A 16,813-nucleotide genomic window follows, 5' to 3' on the forward strand; every position below is an offset into this window, starting at 1 on the left:
CTATCGTTTCCCGAAGTGCGCGCAAGGTGGAGTTGCCGATGAAAGCCGTCGTCTTCGAAAAATTCGGCGAGGCGCCGACGATCCAGACCGTTCCCGATCCGAAGCCGGCGCCGGACGGCGTCGTCATCAAGGTCGAGGCGACAGGCCTGTGCCGCAGCGATTGGCACGGCTGGATGGGCCATGACGCCGATATCCGCTTGCCGCATGTCCCCGGTCACGAGCTGGCCGGCGTCGTGGTAGCCGCCGGCAAGCAGGTGACCCGCTGGAAGGCTGGCGAGCGCGTCACCGTCCCGTTCGCCGTCGGCTGCGGCCATTGTTTCGAATGCACGTCCGGCAATCACCAGGTCTGCGAGCACCAGTCCCAGCCGGGCTTCAACGCCTGGGGCTCGTTCGCCGAATATGTCGCCATCGAGCACGCCGACACCAACCTCGTGCGCCTGCCCGACGAGATGGAATTCGCCACTGCCGCCAGCCTCGGCTGCCGCTTCGTCACCTCGTTCCGCGCCATCGTCGATCAGGGCCGGGTGACGCCGGGCGAGTGGGTGGCGGTGCATGGCTGCGGCGGTGTCGGCCTGTCGGCGATCATGATCGCCAGCGCCATGGGTGCCAATGTCATCGCCATCGACCTCACCGAAGAGAAGCTGGACTTCGCCAGGAAGATCGGCGCGGTGGCGACCATCAACGCGGCGACGACCCCGAACGTCGTCAAGGCGGTCAAGCAGATCACCAATGGCGGCGTGCATATGTCCATAGATGCACTCGGTCATCCCACGACCTCGTTCAATTCGATCGCCAATCTACGCCGGCGCGGGCGCCATGTGCAGGTCGGCCTGATGCTGGGCGATCACGCCCGCCCGCAGGTGCCGATGGACAAGGTGATCGCGTTCGAGCTCGAAATCCTCGGCAGCCACGGCATGCAGGCCTACCGCTACCCCGCGATGATGGAGATGATCCGCACCGGCAAGCTGAAACCCGAGCTTCTGGTCGGCAAGAAGATCAGCCTTGAGGAAGCGCCGGCTGCACTGATGGCGATGGGCGGCTTCGAAGGCATCGGCATCGGTGTGGTGACGAAGTTTTAGCCAGCGGCGCCGGTTGCGGGCCGTGGCAAATCCCGCCTGGCAAACTTTTTGGCGCCGAATACGCACAGCACCACGCCGAGCGTGATGACGACCATCAGGGGACTGACCTGCTCATGCAGCAGGGACGCCGCCAGGGCGAGGCCAAAAAAGGGCTGCAGCAGTTGCAACTGCCCCACGGCGGCGATGCCGCCTTGCGCGAGGCCGCGATACCAGAACACGAAGCCGATCAGCATGCTGAACAGCGAGACATAGGCAAGCCCGATCCATGCATTGGTCCCGACCGTGGCGAAGGACGGTGGCAGGGTGACCACGGTCAGCACCAGCATGACCGGCAGTGACAGCACCAGCGCCCAGCAGATCACTTGCCAGCCGCCCAGCCTGCGCGACAGCGCGGCGCCTTCTGCGTAGCCCAGGCCGCACACGATGATGGCGGCAAGCATCAGTGCGTCGCCAACGGGTGAGGCCGTCATGCCTTGCGCAAGGGCAAACCCACCCACCAACGCGCTGCCGAGGCATGAGAACAGCCAGAAGGCCGGTCTCGGCCTCTCGCCCCCGCGCAGCACGCCGAAGATCGCGGTCGCCAGCGGCAGCAAGCCGACGAAGATGATGGAATGAGCAGAGGTGACATGCTTCAGCGCCAAGGCTGTCAGCAAGGGAAAGCCGACCACCACACCCAACGCGACGATGACAAGCGACATCAGGTCATGACGTTCCGGGCGCTTCTCGCGGAAGACGAGCAGCAGCGCGAGGCCAAGCAAAGCTGCTATCACCGCGCGCGCCGACGTCAGGAATGTCGGATCGAGATCCATCACCGCCACGCGCGTTGCCGGCAAGGAGCCGCTGAAAATCAACACGCCGATGAATCCGCTCACCCAGCCGCTCGTCGTCTTGTCCATTGCAGGCACTCCATCCGTTGCGCCCTCTATCGGGCCCATACCCATGGCGTCACCAGAGACAATGCAGTACAATTCAACAAAACTGTAATGGTTTGCCGGAAGGTACAGATGAACGTATCAGCGAGATTCGACAACAGCGGAACCCTTGTCGAAGGCGTCATGTCCACCATCCGCCAGCGAATTGCCGCGCGCAGCCTCACGCCCGGCGCCCGATTGCCCTCGATCCGCGCCTTCGCGAAATCCATGCAGGTTTCCAAATCGACAGTGGTCGAGGCCTATGAGCGACTGGCGGCGGAAGGCGCGATCCGTTCCCGGCCAGGCTCCGGCTTCTATGCCGCCGGATCGCTGGCGCCGCTGTCGCTGGCCGAGATCGGCCCCCGACTCGATCGCGCCGTCGATCCGCTCTGGGTTTCGCGGCAGTCGCTGGAAGCGGGCGATGAGATGCTGAAGCCCGGCTGCGGCTGGCTGCCCGCCTCGTGGATGCCGCAGGCAGCGCTACGTCGCGCGCTGCGCACCGTGGCGCGCGCCGATGATGTGGCCCTTGCCGACTACGGCACGCCGCTCGGGCTGCCGCCGCTGCGCCAATTGCTGGCGCGGCGCATGGCCACGCATGGCATCGAGGCTTCCCCCGAACAGATCATGCTGACGGAATCGGGCACGCAGGCCATCGACCTCCTGTGCCGGTTCCTGCTCGAACCCGGCGATACAGTGCTGGTGGACGATCCCTGCTATTTCAATTTCCACGCACTGTTGCGTGCCCATCAGGCCAAGGTCGTCAGCGTCCCCTATACGCCATCGGGACCGGATATCGAGTTGTTCGCGCAGGCGCTGGCCGAGCATCGGCCGCGCCTCTACATCACCAACTCCGCCATCCACAACCCGACCGGCGCGATCCTGTCGCCGGTCACCGCGCACCGGCTGCTCAAGCTCGCCGATCAATCGGACCTGACCATCGTCGAGGACGACATCTTCGCCGATTTCGAACACACTCCTGCCCCGAGGCTTGCGGCTTTCGACGGTCTCGAACGTGTCGTCCATATCGGCAGTTTCTCCAAGACGCTTTCGGCCTCGATACGCTGCGGGTTCATCGCCGCGCCCCGTGACTGGATGGAAGGGCTGGCCGACCTCAAGATCGCCACCACTTTCGGCGGCGGGCGGCTCGCGGCCGAATTGGTGCTGACCCTGCTCAGGGATGGCAGCTATCGCAAGCACATGGACCTGCTGCGCGCCCGGCTCTCACGCGCCATGATCGAGACAAGCGCTCGGCTGAAGGCGATCGGGATCACGCCCTGGATCGAGCAGCCCGCCGGTCTGTTCCTCTGGTGCAGCCTACCGGATGCAGTGGACGCAGCCGAGGTTGCCCGCCGCGCGCTTGCGGCCAATGTCGTGCTGGCGCCCGGGAACGCGTTCAGCCTGTCGCAATCAGCCAGCCGATTCCTGCGCTTCAACGTTGCGCAATGCGAAGACGAGCGGATTTTCAAGGTGCTAGAGGCAGCCATGCCGCGTTGACGGCCGGGGCGCGGCTTGCGCGATCAGGACTTCATGCAAATCTCGCGCACGCAACTCCGCAGCCAGCGCTGCGCCGGATCGGCATCGAGCCGCGGATGCCAGAGCATGGAAATAGTGACCGCCGGAATGTCGACCGGCAGGGAAAAAGTCTGCATGCCGGCGCGCGCACCTTGCGTATGCCGCTCGGGCACGCTGGCGATCAGCTCCGAGGCGCGCGCCATGGCGAGCGCGGCCGAAAAACCGGAAGCCATGCACACGACCGTCCGCTGTAATCCGAGCCGGCTCAAGGCCTCGTCGATCGGTCCCCTTTCGCGCCCCCGCCGCGAAACATTGATGTGGCGGCCGGCCGCATAGCGTTCCGGCGTCATCGCGCCCTGGCCGAGTGGATGGCCACTGCGCACCGCGCAGACGAAACGGTCGCGAAAAAGCGCCTGGATGCGCACCTCCGGCCCGGTCTCGCCGGCCACGCCTACTTCCAGGTCGATCGCCGCTTCGCGCAGTGACGCCATGTCCTTGTCCGACTTCGGCGCGAAACGCAGCCGCACGCCCGGCGCATCGGCCTGGATCCGGGCGATCAGGCGCGGCCCGAACTCCTCGACGAAGCTTTCATTGGTGCGCAGCGTGAAGGTCCTCTCCAGGCCCGGCAGATCAAGCAGCCTCGCCGGGCGCAGCAGCGTTTCAGCATCCTGAACCACACGGCCGACCTGCTGGCGCAGTTCCTGCGCGCGTGGCGTTGGAACAAGGCCGCGACCGGCCCGCACCAGCAGCGGATCTCCCGTCGCCGCGCGCAACCGCGCCAGCGTGCGGCTCATCGCCGAGGGGCTGAGCCGTAATCGCGTCGCCGCACGCGCCACGCTGCCTTCGTCCAGCAGGACATCGAGGGCGACGAGCAGGTTGAGATCGGGCGGCGACATGGTTCGATCCTAGCACGAAATCCGCTGATGTAGCGTGCAACGCATGAATAGAATGCAAATGCTGCGCGTTCCGCCACATCATGCAAACGATTAGATCTTCGAAGCTTCTACCTGAAGCCGACAAAGGGAGATCGCCGTGGCAGTCACTGAGCAACATCGCAACGAGCACGCATCGGTCGCACAGAAAATCCCATCGGCTGGATGGGCGCTGGCGAGCCTGTCGCTGGCCACGCTGCTGTCGTCGCTCGGCACCAGCATCGCCAGCGTCGGCCTTCCCGCGCTGATGCAGGCATTCGATGCCTCGTTCCAACAGGTGCAATGGGTCGTGATTGCCTATCTGCTCGCCATCACCATCCTGATCGTCAGTGCCGGGCGCCTCGCCGACATGCTCGGGCGGCGGCCGCTGCTGCTTTTCGGCATCGCGCTGTTCACATCGGCGTCGGTGCTCTGCGGCCTCTCGCCGGCTTTGTGGCTGCTGATCGCGGCGCGGGCGGTGCAAGGGCTTGGCGCGGCGCTGATGATGGCGCTGACATTGGCCGTTGTCGCCGAGACGGTGAGCAAGGCCAGGACCGGCAGCGCCATGGGCCTGCTCGGCGCCATGTCGGCCATCGGCACCACGCTCGGCCCTTCCATAGGCGGCCTGCTGATCGCCGCTCTCGGCTGGCGTTCGATCTTCCTGGTCAACGTGCCGCTCGGCATCCTGACCTTTGCAATGGCCTGGCGTGCTTTGCCTGCCGGCAACCGGACGGCGTGGACCGGTCAAGCCGGCTTCGATGGTTTGGGCACGGGCCTGCTGGCCCTGACATTGGCGGCCTACGCGCTGGCGATGACGCTGGGTAGAGGCAGTTTCGGGCTCATCAACATCGGCCTGCTGGTCGCGGCTGGCATCGGCATCTTCCTGTTCGCCACGGCGCAAAGGATGGCGAAAAACCCATTGGTCGAGCTTTCCGCCTTCCGTGATCTCTCGCTGAGCGCCAGCCTGGCCATGAATCTGATCGTCGCCACCGTGATGATGGCTACCTTGGTGGTTGCGCCGTTCTATCTCTCGCGCGGGCTCGGACTGGACGCGGCAAACGTCGGACTGGTGCTCTCGACAGGCCCGCTGGTTTCGGCGCTGTCGGCGTTGCTCGCTGGACGCCTTGCCGATCGCTTCGGAGCCAAAAGGATGATGGTCGCGGGCCTGCTCGGCCTTGCCACGGGCACGTTCCTCCTGTCCCTGGCGATAACGACACTCGGCATCGCCAGCTATGTCGTCCCCATCACCGTGACCTGCTTCGGTTATGCCCTGTTCCAGACAGCGAACAACGCCGCCGTCATGCGCAGCGTCGGCGCCGGTCAACGCGGCGTCATCTCCGGCCTGCTCAATCTGTCGCGCAACCTTGGCCTCATTACGGGCGCCTCCGTCATGGGCGCCATATTCGCCGCCGCATCGGCCGGAGGACGTGAAGCCGGCGGCCAAGGCATGCTGACGTCAGCGGCGGCGGCCAGCGGAATGCAGGTGACCTTCCAGACGGCAACGGCACTGGCGGTGGCGGCGCTGGCGCTCAGCCTTTTGCCGAGCCGGCGGGCGGAGAATGCCTGACGAAGATCAATTCAGGGGGCTTGGGCGAATGCCGCTCAGGCCCCTGCCCGCTTGCGGCGCTCATAGAGCATGACCAGCGTCTCGGCCGTCAGCGCCGGCTTTTCCTCGCCCTCGATCTCGACGGTGTTGGCGGCCTTCATCAGGTATTGGCCCGGCCCCCTGTCCTCCATGGACAGCAGCGTGGTGCGCAGCCGGATGCGTGCGCCCACCTTGACCGGCGCCAGGAAACGCACCTTGTCGAAGCCGTAGTTGAAGGCGGCCTGCGTGTTCTCGGGCACGATTCCCATGCCGAGCGCCAGCGCGCCGATGATCGACAGCGTCAGATAGCCATGGGCGATCGTCGTGCGGAACGGGCTTTGCCGCCGCGCCCGTTCGGGGTCGACATGGATCCATTGATGATCGCCGGTGCATTCGGCGAACTGGTTGATACGGTTCTGGTCGACTGTCGTCCATTCCGAGACGCCAAGCTCCTGCCCGGACATCGTCCTCAACTGCTCGTAGGTCGGCGGCGTCTTAGGCCGTATTTCGGTCATTCCTGTTTTCCCGATAGCTTCCAACGCTTCCGGACCACGAACCGGCGGCCTCTGTCAATTCGCCCTGCATGATTCGGTCCCCTTGGGATCGATGCGAATCCTGGCATCACTCTACGTCAAGCCGTGTTCGCCCGGCCTTGGCATTTGAGGGTACCCATGGTGTAAAGGCATAGCGGCCGATGAAAGAGCATCCGAACAAACTTCGCCTGGCGCAGGGTTGGCAGGCAACCGGTCTTTGTCACGCAAGCTACTTCTTCTCGTAGCCGGCGCGGATTTCCTCCATCGCCTCTTTGATGCGCATGCGCAGGATGTCGACCGATTCGGTGCCGGATTTCCTGACCAGCTCGGCCACTTCGCTGGCATTCTTCAACGTAGTCTCGAAGGATTTCCTGGCGAACTCAGTCTGTTTGGCCATCAGGTCCTGCGGCGTGCCGGGCGCTCTGTAGCCTTGCGTCATGTCGGCAATTTCGCGCAGCGTGTCCTGCAGCATCTCGCGTTGCCTGGAGAACAGCGACGACGCGCCGGCGGCACTTGCCCGCGCCGATTTCTCCAGCGCTTCAAGGTTCTTGCGGTGGTGCGCGAGGATTGCCTCGACATCGACATTGGGCAGTTTCAGATCGCGGCCGAACCGGCCGAACATGTCCGTGAAGGAATGGGAATCCGGTTGTTTGGCCATGCTCATCTGCTCCCCTGTTGCCGCGACTGCTGATGCCCCGCCCATGAGAATAGGGCATGGCGTGCGCCCGTCAATTGACGAGAAACAGCCGCTCCGCGGTGTAAAGCGCGATGCCGGCCAGACCGCCGATAATCATGCCGTTGAAGCGGATATATTGCAGGTCCCGGCCGATATTCATCTCGATCAGCCGCGTCAGTTGCGCCAGATCCCAGCGCTTGACCTGGTCTGCGATGAATTTCGATACGCCGCTCTTCTGGCTCTCGACGAAAGAGGACAGCGCCACCACGAATCCCTGGTTCATGTCGGCCCTGATCTTGGCGTCTCCAGCCAGATGCCGGCCGACCTCGACGAACATGTTGGCAAGATGCGCGCGGATGATCGATCGCGGCGCCTTGGCATCCTGCTCGATGAACAGCCTGAGGCTTTCCCACATGTCGCCGGCCAGCGCCTTGACTTCCGGCCTGGCGAGGAAATCGCGCTTCAGCTTCTCGGCGCGCCTTGCATACGGCTTCGACGTTCTCAACCGCTCGACGAAGGCTTGCGCGAAACGGTCGAATTCGGTGCGCATCGGGTGGTCGGGATCGGCTCTCACCTCGTCGAGCAGCGAACCGGCCGAGGCGACGATCTTCTTCAGGAGATAGGCGTCGGCCCTGAACAGCTTGAACAGCGACGGCAGTTCCTCGCGGATCTTTTCGCGCATGGTCGTCAGCGCCTGTTCATCGTTGAGGAACCGGCCGATCACCTTGATGAACTCATCGAACAGCCTCTGGTGACGGCGATCGTCGGTCAGGGCCGAGAGCAATTCGGCCGCCAACGGCGCCAGCGGCACTTTTTCGATCTGCTCCAGCATCCGGCTGGTGACGAAGCCGCGCAGCCCCGATTGCTCGACGGCGGCAAGCGTCTGCGGAACCAGGCGCACGACGAAACGCGACAGGCCCGCGGCACGTTCGGAATCGGCCAGCCAGTCGGCTACGAGCGCCGAGAAATCGACCTCGGCCAACTTTTCGCGCACCGGCTCGGGGGCAAGGAAATTGGCTTCGATGAAACGGCCGAGATTATCGGCGATACGGTTCTGGTTCTCGGGAATGATCGCGGTGTGCGGGATCGGCAGACCGAGAGGCCGCTTGAACAGCGCGACCACCGCATACCAGTCGGCCAGGCCGCCAATGGTCGCCGCCTCGGCAAAGGCGGCGACGAAGCCGAGCCAGGGATAGGTGCTCTCGAAGGACTTGGCCAGAGCGAACACGGCGACGCAAAGCGCAAGTGCCGCCGTGGCGACGAATTTGGTCCGCCGCAGCATTGTAAGCTTGGCATGCGCGTCGGCATCGTATCCGCCGGAAGCCAGGGCCGTGGCTGATTGTGACATGTCAGAGCCGCTCCTCGTCGATCTCTGATCTATTTAGAGCATTCCAGGAAAGGTGTGTAACGCTGTTCTCTGGAAAAGCGCCTGGCGCTTTCCCCAGGGAATTGCGTGAAAACAAAGAGTTAGGGCGGTCGGCCATTCTGCCAATCACTGGACCGCTCTGGTGTTTCGCCCGAGAAAATGCGCGTGACAGCCGATTCGGCCCGCGTCTTGCCGCCTTGCGCACACAAAGTTGACGGGAATATTCAGCTATTAGGCGAAGCTAGTCTGGAATTATTCCAAGGTATAGGCCATATTCCGCCGAGGCCAGTGTGGCGAATCCGAAAGCTCGGAGCAAAGCCGCACCAGCAAAGTTCAAAATCTGGCGTGATCGCAGCTCGCCGGCGCTTTGTGAGGACAAGATGCGACTTACCCGCCAGACCAATTACGCCATGCGCATCCTGATGTATTGCGCGGCCAATACCGATCGGCTGAGCCGCATCCCCGAGATCGCCGCCGCCTATTCGGTGTCGGAGCTTTTCCTGTTCAAGATCCTCCAGCCACTGGTCGAGAATGGCCTTGTCGAGACGGTGCGTGGCCGCAATGGCGGCGTCAGGCTTGGCCGTGCCGCGGAATCGATCAACCTGTTCGACGTCGTGCGCGTGACGGAGGAAAGCTTCGCCATGGCCGAGTGCTTCGAGAACGACGCCGCGGAATGCCCTCTGGTCGACAGTTGCGCGCTGAATTCCGCGTTGCGCGAGGCGCTCAACGCCTTCTTCGCGGTCCTTGCCCGCTATACGATCGCCGATCTCGTGGCGGCGCGTCCGAACGTGCGCAACCTGCTCGGCATTGACCTGCTGGAGCGCCGCGCACCGGCGGCCTGATCCGGTTTGCCGCAGGCTGGACCTGCGGCGAACGTCCAGAATCTAGGCCGCTGCCAGAATCTAGGCCGCTGATTGAGGCAGCACGAACGGCATATTGCCGGCTGGCAGGACTCCAACCTTTAAGCGGCAACCGAATACCCTTTCGATCAGATCGTCGCTCAGCACATCCTGCGGCGAACCGGTGGCGGCAAGCCGGCCGCGGTGCATGACGAAAATCCGGTCGGCATACATCGCCGTCAGGTTGAGGTCGTGCAGGATGGCAACCACGCCGCCGCCCCTTCTGGCGAAGTCGCGGGCAATGTTCATGATGATCAGCTGGTGCTTGATGTCGAGGCTGGACACCGGCTCGTCCAGGAACAGATAGCGCGGCTTGCCGTCGAGCACCGGCGCCCAGATTTGGCACAGCACGCGGGCGAGTTGAACGCGCTGCTGCTCGCCGCCGGAAAGCTCCTGATAGAAGCGGCCGGCGAAACCGTCGAGGTCGACACGCGCCAGCGCCCGTTCCGGCAGGCGTTCGTCCTCGCCCGGCAGCACACCCGAGCAGCCTCCGACAAGGCCGAGCCTGACAATCTCGCGCACAGTAAAGGGAAACGACAAGGTCGTCGCCTGCGGCAGCACCGCGCGCAGCGTCGCCGCCTCGACTGGCGTTATCGTCGAGAGCTCGCGGCCGTTGATGGCAATCCGGCCGGTATGCGCGAGTTCCCCCGACAGCGCCTTGAGGAAGGTCGTCTTGCCCGACCCATTGGGGCCGACAATGGCCGAAATCTCACCCGGCCTGACCTCGAAATCGACGCCGGCGACAATGCCTTTCCTGCCGATCGCCACCGAAACATCGCGCGCTTCGATCATGAAACACCCCTACAGGTCGATGACGCCGCGCTTGCGCAGCAGGATCCAGAGGAAGAACGGCGCTCCGGCGATCGCCGTGACGATGCCGATCGGCAGTTCGGCGGGCGCCACGATGGTGCGCGCGACCGCGTCCGCCAAAAGCAGCAGCGAGGCGCCGAGCAGCGCCGAGGCCGGCAGCAGATAGCGATTGTCGGGGCCGATCAGCAGGCGCAGCAGATGCGGCACCACGATGCCGATGAAACCGATGCCGCCGCTGACGGCGACGGAGGCGCCGACCGCCGCCGAGACGCCGACGATGGCCGTGTACTTAAGCCGCTGCACCGGAATGCCGAGATGGCCGGCGGTCGCCTCGCCCAGCGCCAGCGCATTAAGGCCGCGAGCCAGGAACGGCATCGCCGCCAGCGAAAGCACGATGACCGGGCCGACAGAGCCGATCTTCTGCCATGTCGCACCGGCCAGCGAGCCGAGTTGCCAGAAGGTCAGGTCGCGCAGTTGCCGGTCGTCGGCCATGAAGATCAGGATACCGGTCAGCGCCATGGCAAGTGCGGCCAGCGCCAGGCCGGCAAGCAGCATGGTGGCGACGGATGTGCGGCCCTGCCGCGTCGCGACCTTGTAGAGCAGCAACGTCACCGACAAACCACCGCCGAAGGCCGCCAGAGGAAGGATCAGCGCGCCGAGCGAGGCGGTCACCGGCGACAGCACGGTCGTGCCGAGCACGATGACGGCCACCGCGCCGAGGCTGGAGCCCGCCGAAACACCGATAAGGCCGGGGTCGGCAAGCGGATTGCGGAACAGCCCCTGCATGACCGCGCCGGAGACCGCGAGCGCGGCCCCGATCAGCACGCCGAGCACGACGCGCGGCAGCCTTATGTCATAGACGATGAGGCGATCTCGCGCGCTCATCGCCACGTCGCCAGGCGCTGCGCCGAACAGCCAGTCGCCGACCACCTTGACGGCGGACGCATCCGAGGCGCCGGAGGTCAGCGACAGCAATACCGCTGCCGCAAGCATGACGCAGGCGAGCGCGATGACCAGACGGGCGCGCCCGGAACGGTCACCGGCGCTGGCCATCTTCCTCTCCGCCGGCCCGGCGATCGACTGGTCGACCATGCCGCTCAGTCCGTAATCTGCGTGCCATAGAGCGCGACGGCAAGGTCGTGGACGGCGTCGGCCGTACGCGGTCCGAAGCCGAGCAGATACCCGCCGTCGATGCGGATCAGCTTGCGCGCGGTTCCGGCCGGCGTCGAGGCGATCGATGCGTTGCCGAACAGTTCATCGTCCGATACCGGCGGCCCGGCATTGCTCATCATCAGGATCGCGTCCGGCCTGGCGGTGACAACAGCCTCGTCAGACAGTTGCTTGTAGCCGGAGAAGCCTTCGATCGCGTTGACGCCGCCGGCCAGCTTGATGATGCCGTTGGCAGCGGTATCGCTGCCGGCCGCCATGATCTTGCCGCCCTGCATCGACAGCACGAACAGAACGCGCTTGCGCTCCTCGATCGAGGCCGTCTGCTTTTCCGCCGCCTGCAGCTTGGCATCGATCTCCCTGGCCAGCGCTTCGGCCTTGGCGTCGGCGCCGAGCGCCTTGCCGACCACGCGGACCTTTTCGAGGATGCCCTCACGGTCGTACCGGTCAGGCACTTCGATGAAGGGGATGCTCGTCTTCTTCAGCACATCGAGCGCCTCCTTGGGGCCGCTACCGTGCAGCGCCAGCATGCCCGAAGGGTTTACCGACAGCACACCCTCCGGTGACAGCTGGCGCATGTAGCCGACATCTGGCAGGTCGAGAGCTGCTTTCGGATAGCGGCTGGTGGAATCGCGCGCCACAAGATGCTTTTCCTCGCCGAGCGCATAGACGATCTCGGTGATCGAGCCGCCGATGGACGCGATCCTGGCGGGATCGGCGAAGACGGAGACACCGTCGCCGGCGTCGGCCGGCTGCAGCGCGCCGAAAGCAAGGGAAAAGCTGAGCATCGGGCCAAGCATCGATCCGCGCACAGCCGTCAATCCGGTGAGAAGACCCATCGTTGTTTCCTCAGGCTGCGGTCGGGCTTGGAATGCGCGGCAGGTTCTCGGCCAGGAAGCGCCAGTCGTCGCGCTCGCCCTCTCCTTCATGGCGCTTACCGAAGAACTGGATGATCATGTTGCCGTCGGCGTCGTAGACCTCCAGCGACGTGACATGGCCGTCCTTGGTCGGCTTGCGCACGGCCCAGACTTCATGGATGTGGTCGGTGCGCAGGTGCAGATGGAAGGTCTCGTCCAGCACATTGATCCACGGCCCCATTGGCTTGACCGACTTGACCGGACCGGAATGGATTTGGATACAGCCACGGTTTCCCACAAAGCACATGATCGGCATCTCGCCCTCGGCGGCACGATTGAACATGGCTCTCACCGCATCATTGTCGAGCAGCCATGCATAGTCCTGGCCCACCATGCGCACTGCCTGGCGGCGGCTGAGCTTCAACGTCTTCAGCATGCCGAAGAACTGATGCACGTCGGTCAGCCGGCTCCAGCGATCGCGCAGATCGTCGAGATTCGCGGTCGTTGTCACCGCCTCGCCTTCGTTCTCGGCGGCTGGCCCCGAAATGGCGACCAGTGGCTCCTGGTTCGGCGATTCCAGCGAAGCGACCAGTTTCTGATAGGCATAGAGGTTTGACCCCGGCCGCAGATGCACCTTGTGCACCGCCTCGCCCGCCGCGTCGAAGAATTGCAGGCTGCGGCGGATATCGTCGCCGTCGCGTTTTTCCACGGCAAAGCCGTGCGCCCATATTTTCGGGAAAATGCGCAGGTCGATGTTCTCGCCCAGCACCATGGCATTGTGATTGCCGGTGACGACCTTGTCGTAGGCGCCGATCTTTTCATGCACGGCGCTTTCGTTGCGGGTGAGCGCCATCACCTCGCCGACGACTTCGAGGCCGGTCAGAAGATCGTTGACGCGTGGCTCGACGCGAACGACACCGTCGCCGCAATGCGCGGCCACCAACTCAGCCTCCGAAATGCCAAGCTGTGCGGCCAGATCGCGCTCGCGCGTTTTCGGATTGTCCGTCCGCGCCCGCCGGATTTCGTGCGGGGTGGGTTTTACGCGCTGGTCCATTGTCCTGCTACCTTACGCTTACTTGTTGAGGATGAGCTTGCCCTGACGGGTGATCTTGAGCCGGTAGAGCGCGCCGTGATGCTCGATGCCGATCTCGTGCTCACCTTGGAACAGCGTGTTGCTCGACAGCGTCCGCACCGCCAGCGGAACGCGGTCGAAGCGGGCGGAGGCATCGTCGGAACGGCGGACGCGATAGCGGAAGTCGTTGGGATTGTGCGTGTTCATGTGGATCGGTCCCTTTCCTGTGCCGGGCGTCTGGCTAGGCGTTTGCGTCATCCGATTCATTCTTGACTTGAATAATCATGTTTACTAGTCAGTGCAATACCGGATTAAATGAGTCAAGATTTAAGACGGGAATGCGATCACAAATGCCAGCCAGCCCCAGGCCAGCCCGCATCGAACCTGGAAACTTTGGAGTTGGGGCACATGGGGTTAGCGATTTGGGAACGGCGCGGCTGGTCGGGGCCGAACGGTGCAGTGGCTTTGCTGGCGGGCGTGGCGGCGATTGCCTTGTTCGTGCCACCTGCCAACGCTCAGCAATCCGCACAGGCGGCGGGAGAGCAGGCCGATCAATCGAAGCAGGCTGAGGGGGAAAAGCCGGCGCCAGCGGGCGCAACGCTGCTCGACAAGGTTCTGGTCATCAGCCGCACCGGAGAAACGGCCATCCGATCGCTGGCCTCGGCCAGCCATATCGACCAGGAACAGCTCGATCGCCGCATGGCGACGACGCCGAACGAAATGCTGTTCGGCGTGCCCGGCGTCGCGGCGCAGACCGATGCCAGGCGCGTCAGCACCAGCGTCAATATCCGCGGCCTGCAGGATTTCGGCCGCGTCGCGATCATCGTCGACGGCGCGCGGCAGAACTTCCAGCGTTCCGACCATGGCACCCAATCGACCTTCTACGTCGACCCCGAGCTTATCAAATCCGTCGACGTCATCCGTGGTCCGGTCGCCAACACCTATGGTTCGGGCGCGATAGGCGGCGTGGTCTTCTTCGACACCAAGGACGCCCAGGACATCCTCAAGCCGGACGAGACATGGGCTGGTTCCGTCACCGGACGCTACGAGAGCAACGGCAAGGGCTGGACCACCAGCGCATCCGGCGCCTATCGCTTCAATGACGATTGGGATGCGCTGGGCAATATCGTTTACCGCAACTATGACGACTACAAGGATGGCGACGGCGACACGGTCAAGGGCACCGGCTTCGATGTATTGAGCGGACTGCTCAAGACCACAATCCATCCGAGCGACAATAGCGAACTGAAGCTCGGCTGGGTCGGTTCGAGCGACGGCTGGAAAGAGACCAGCGGCGGCATGCCGGTCAATGACGTCGACCTGAAGTCGAACACCTTCACCGCTCGCTACAATATTACGGACGAAGACAGGAGCTGGCTCGACCTCCACGTCAACACCTCCTACAACAAGACCAATCTCGACCTGACCGGCCTTGTTCCACAGCGCCGCTTCGATCCCGTCACCGGCCTTCCCGTGATGTTGCCGGCAGGTTCGACGTCGACCTTCGATGTCGGCACAGCCGCCATCGACATCTGGAACACGTCGCGATTCGAGACAGGCGGCCTCGCGCATGAACTGACCTATGGCGGCGACTGGGTGAATGACGACGTCGAGACTGGCGGCACGGCAGGCGGCGACAGCTTCTACACGCCTTCCGGCAAGCGCAACGTTTCTGGCGCCTACGTCCAGGACAAGCTCAGCTGGGATTGGCTCGAAGTCATTGCCGGGCTGCGCTATGACAATTACAGCCTCGAGGACGACACGCACGAAACGTCGGGCGACCGCCTGTCGCCGCGCATCACCGTCGGCGTCTCGCCTTTCGAAAGCGCCGGCCTTGCCGGCCTGCAATTCTACGGCACCTACGCGGAGGGCTACCGGTCGCCTTCGCTGACCGAAACCCTGATCAGCGGCAACCATCCGGCGGGCGTCAGCTTCCCGTTCCTGCCCAATCCCAATTTAAAGCCCGAAACCGGCAAGACCGTCGAATTCGGTGTCAATTACAAGCAGAACGACGTTCTCGAGTCCGGCGACGCGTTTCGGCTGAAGGCGGCCTATTTCAACAACGACGTCGACGATTATATTGACGGCGTTACGCTGTCGGCCTTCGATCCGACCAGTGGGTGCCCCTTCGGGCCGGGCATTCCGATCTGCTTCCAGTACCAGAACTTCGCCAAGGCAAAGATCAACGGCTTCGAGATGGAAGGCGTTTATGATGCAGCATGGGGCTACGCCGGACTTTCCGCCTCCATCATCAATGGTCACACCATATCCTACGAAGGCGATCGGGCGGACCTTGCCACGATACCGTCCGCGCAGGTCACCGTGCAGCTCGGCCTGCGCTTCCTCGAGGACAAACTCACTGTCGGCGGCGAGGTGCAGTACAATGGCAAGCCCAAGGGTAACCCGATCGCCGAGGACTATACGCTGGTCAACGCTTTCGCCAGCTACCAGGCGACCGACAATCTGAAGGTTGATTTCCGCGCCGACAATCTGTTCGATGTCAAATACGCCAATCCGTTGAACGGCAGCACCACGGTCGCGGTCTATGAACCGGGCATAACGCTGAAGCTGGCGGCAACGGTGCGATTTGGAGGATGATGATGACGAACTTGACGGCATCCCTTCGTCTGCTGACCTCGGCGCTGGCGATGTCGCTTGCAGCGGTTCCGGCGTGGGCACAAGAGTCCGCGCCGGCGCCTGCTCTCTCCCTCGAACTCAATGGCGCGCAACCGTCTGAAAAGGGCTGCCGCCTGACCTTCGTGGTCACCAACAATCTCGGCGCCGACCTTTCCAGGGCGGCGTTCGAGATCGCGCTGTTCAACGACGCCGGCGTCGTCGACCGCCTGACCGTGCTCGACTTCAAGGACCTGCCGGCCGGCAAGACCAAGGTGACGCGCTTCGATCTCGCTGGCACCAACTGCGCCAAGGTCAGCCGCGTGCTGATCAACAGCGCGACCGAATGCGTCGGCACCGGCGTCGAGCCGAACACCTGCATGCGAAAACTCAAGACAGATGCCAAGACCGGCATCGCCTTCGGGGTCTGAGCACGGCGTGGGGCCGCACGCGGCATCCTGCGGCACCACCCGTCTAAGTCCAGGAAATCGAAAGGAACTCCATGTACATCGCCATGAACCGCTTCAAGGTGCAGAACGGCTCGGAAGCCGATTTCGAGGCCGTGTGGAAAAACCGTGATTCCAGCCTTGCGGAAATGAAGGGCTTCCGGGAGTTCCATCTGCTGCGCGGCCCAGTCAACGAGACCGAAGGCTATACGCTGTTTGCCTCGCACACGGTCTGGGCAAGCCACGACGATTTCGTCGCCTGGACCAAGTCGGAGAACTTTCGCGCCGCCCACAGGAATGTCGGCACGACGAAGGTCCACTATCTCGGCCATCCCCAGTTCGAGGGTTTTTCGGTCGTCGAGGGCGCCTGAACGAC

The 16,813-nt window shown here is 63.8% G+C and carries 17 protein-coding genes; 7 read left to right on the plus strand and 10 right to left on the minus strand.

Going from position 1 to position 16,813, the window contains the following annotated elements; translation table 11 throughout:
* The first annotated feature begins 38 nt into the window (after positions 1-38).
* Complete coding sequence (locus LB541_RS16460; RefSeq protein WP_224618994.1) at positions 39-1,079, plus strand: zinc-dependent alcohol dehydrogenase family protein; 1,041 nt, start codon at positions 39-41, stop codon at positions 1,077-1,079.
* Here LB541_RS16460 and LB541_RS16465 read toward each other — a convergent pair.
* The gene (locus LB541_RS16465) at positions 1,076-1,975 is read right to left on the minus strand and encodes a DMT family transporter (protein WP_140521057.1); all 900 of its coding nucleotides are present in this window, start codon (positions 1,973-1,975) and stop codon (positions 1,076-1,078) included. The genes LB541_RS16460 and LB541_RS16465 overlap by 4 nt on opposite strands.
* 108 nt (positions 1,976-2,083) lie before the next feature.
* Here LB541_RS16465 and LB541_RS16470 point away from each other — a divergent pair, with 108 nt between their 5' ends.
* On the plus strand, positions 2,084-3,484 hold the full coding sequence (locus LB541_RS16470) for a PLP-dependent aminotransferase family protein (protein WP_224618996.1): 1,401 nt from the start codon (positions 2,084-2,086) through the stop codon (positions 3,482-3,484).
* A 23-nt stretch (positions 3,485-3,507) separates the two neighbouring features.
* Here LB541_RS16470 and LB541_RS16475 read toward each other — a convergent pair whose 3' ends face one another.
* Positions 3,508-4,398 carry a LysR family transcriptional regulator gene (locus tag LB541_RS16475; protein ID WP_224618998.1) on the minus strand — a complete coding sequence of 297 codons (891 nt, stop codon included), beginning with the start codon at positions 4,396-4,398 and terminating at the stop codon, positions 3,508-3,510.
* A gap of 136 nt (positions 4,399-4,534) precedes the next feature.
* On the opposite strand from LB541_RS16475, the gene LB541_RS16480 reads away from it, so the two are divergent.
* Entirely contained in the window at positions 4,535-5,980 is a 1,446-nt protein-coding gene (locus tag LB541_RS16480) for an MFS transporter (protein WP_224618999.1), read from the plus strand.
* 35 nt (positions 5,981-6,015) lie between these two features.
* Here the strand turns inward: LB541_RS16480 and LB541_RS16485 are convergent, their stop codons facing one another.
* The 3 genes from LB541_RS16485 to LB541_RS16495 form a co-directional block, all read right to left on the minus strand.
* The gene (locus LB541_RS16485) at positions 6,016-6,513 is read right to left on the minus strand and encodes a MaoC family dehydratase (protein WP_140495716.1); all 498 of its coding nucleotides are present in this window, start codon (positions 6,511-6,513) and stop codon (positions 6,016-6,018) included.
* A 247-nt stretch (positions 6,514-6,760) separates the two neighbouring features.
* Positions 6,761-7,189: a phasin family protein gene (locus LB541_RS16490; RefSeq protein WP_140656525.1), complete on the minus strand. Its 429-nt coding sequence runs from the start codon at positions 7,187-7,189 to the stop codon at positions 6,761-6,763.
* 70 nt (positions 7,190-7,259) lie between these two features.
* Complete coding sequence (locus LB541_RS16495; RefSeq protein ID WP_224619000.1) at positions 7,260-8,555, minus strand: DUF445 domain-containing protein; 1,296 nt, start codon at positions 8,553-8,555, stop codon at positions 7,260-7,262.
* A 398-nt stretch (positions 8,556-8,953) separates the two neighbouring features.
* On the opposite strand from LB541_RS16495, the gene rirA reads away from it, so the two are divergent.
* Positions 8,954-9,415 (plus strand): iron-responsive transcriptional regulator RirA, encoded by a 462-nt coding sequence (rirA, locus tag LB541_RS16500; protein ID WP_140495713.1) that lies wholly within the window; start codon positions 8,954-8,956, stop codon positions 9,413-9,415.
* Positions 9,416-9,475: 60 nt separating this feature from the next.
* Here the strand turns inward: rirA and LB541_RS16505 are convergent, their stop codons facing one another.
* From LB541_RS16505 to hemP, 5 genes are read right to left on the minus strand one after another with little or no spacing between them, the layout of a single operon-like run.
* Positions 9,476-10,264 carry a heme ABC transporter ATP-binding protein gene (locus LB541_RS16505; protein ID WP_140555097.1) on the minus strand — a complete coding sequence of 263 codons (789 nt, stop codon included), beginning with the start codon at positions 10,262-10,264 and terminating at the stop codon, positions 9,476-9,478.
* Between the two features lie 9 nt (positions 10,265-10,273).
* Positions 10,274-11,374 (minus strand): FecCD family ABC transporter permease, encoded by a 1,101-nt coding sequence (locus LB541_RS16510; RefSeq protein ID WP_140555095.1) that lies wholly within the window; start codon positions 11,372-11,374, stop codon positions 10,274-10,276.
* Between the two features lie 5 nt (positions 11,375-11,379).
* Entirely contained in the window at positions 11,380-12,288 is a 909-nt protein-coding gene (locus LB541_RS16515) for a hemin ABC transporter substrate-binding protein (RefSeq protein ID WP_140555093.1), read from the minus strand.
* Between the two features lie 10 nt (positions 12,289-12,298).
* Positions 12,299-13,360, minus strand: a complete 1,062-nt coding sequence (locus LB541_RS16520; protein WP_224619001.1) for a hemin-degrading factor — start codon at positions 13,358-13,360, stop codon at positions 12,299-12,301.
* 18 nt (positions 13,361-13,378) lie between these two features.
* Entirely contained in the window at positions 13,379-13,585 is a 207-nt protein-coding gene (gene hemP, locus LB541_RS16525) for a hemin uptake protein HemP (RefSeq protein WP_023757683.1), read from the minus strand.
* 201 nt (positions 13,586-13,786) lie between these two features.
* Here hemP and LB541_RS16530 point away from each other — a divergent pair, with 201 nt between their 5' ends.
* The 3 genes from LB541_RS16530 to LB541_RS16540 all read left to right on the plus strand — a co-directional run bounded on the left by LB541_RS16530 (position 13,787) and on the right by LB541_RS16540 (position 16,808).
* Positions 13,787-15,976, plus strand: coding sequence for a TonB-dependent hemoglobin/transferrin/lactoferrin family receptor (locus tag LB541_RS16530; protein ID WP_224619002.1), 2,190 nt, complete (start codon positions 13,787-13,789; stop codon positions 15,974-15,976).
* A 2-nt stretch (positions 15,977-15,978) separates the two neighbouring features.
* Entirely contained in the window at positions 15,979-16,422 is a 444-nt protein-coding gene (locus LB541_RS16535) for a hypothetical protein (RefSeq protein ID WP_140495707.1), read from the plus strand.
* Between the two features lie 71 nt (positions 16,423-16,493).
* Positions 16,494-16,808, plus strand: coding sequence for an antibiotic biosynthesis monooxygenase family protein (locus LB541_RS16540; RefSeq protein ID WP_023763446.1), 315 nt, complete (start codon positions 16,494-16,496; stop codon positions 16,806-16,808).
* The last annotated feature ends 5 nt before the right edge of the window (positions 16,809-16,813 follow it).

It is taken from the genome of Mesorhizobium sp. BR1-1-15 (assembly GCF_020165475.1).
Taxonomy (GTDB): domain Bacteria; phylum Pseudomonadota; class Alphaproteobacteria; order Rhizobiales; family Rhizobiaceae; genus Mesorhizobium.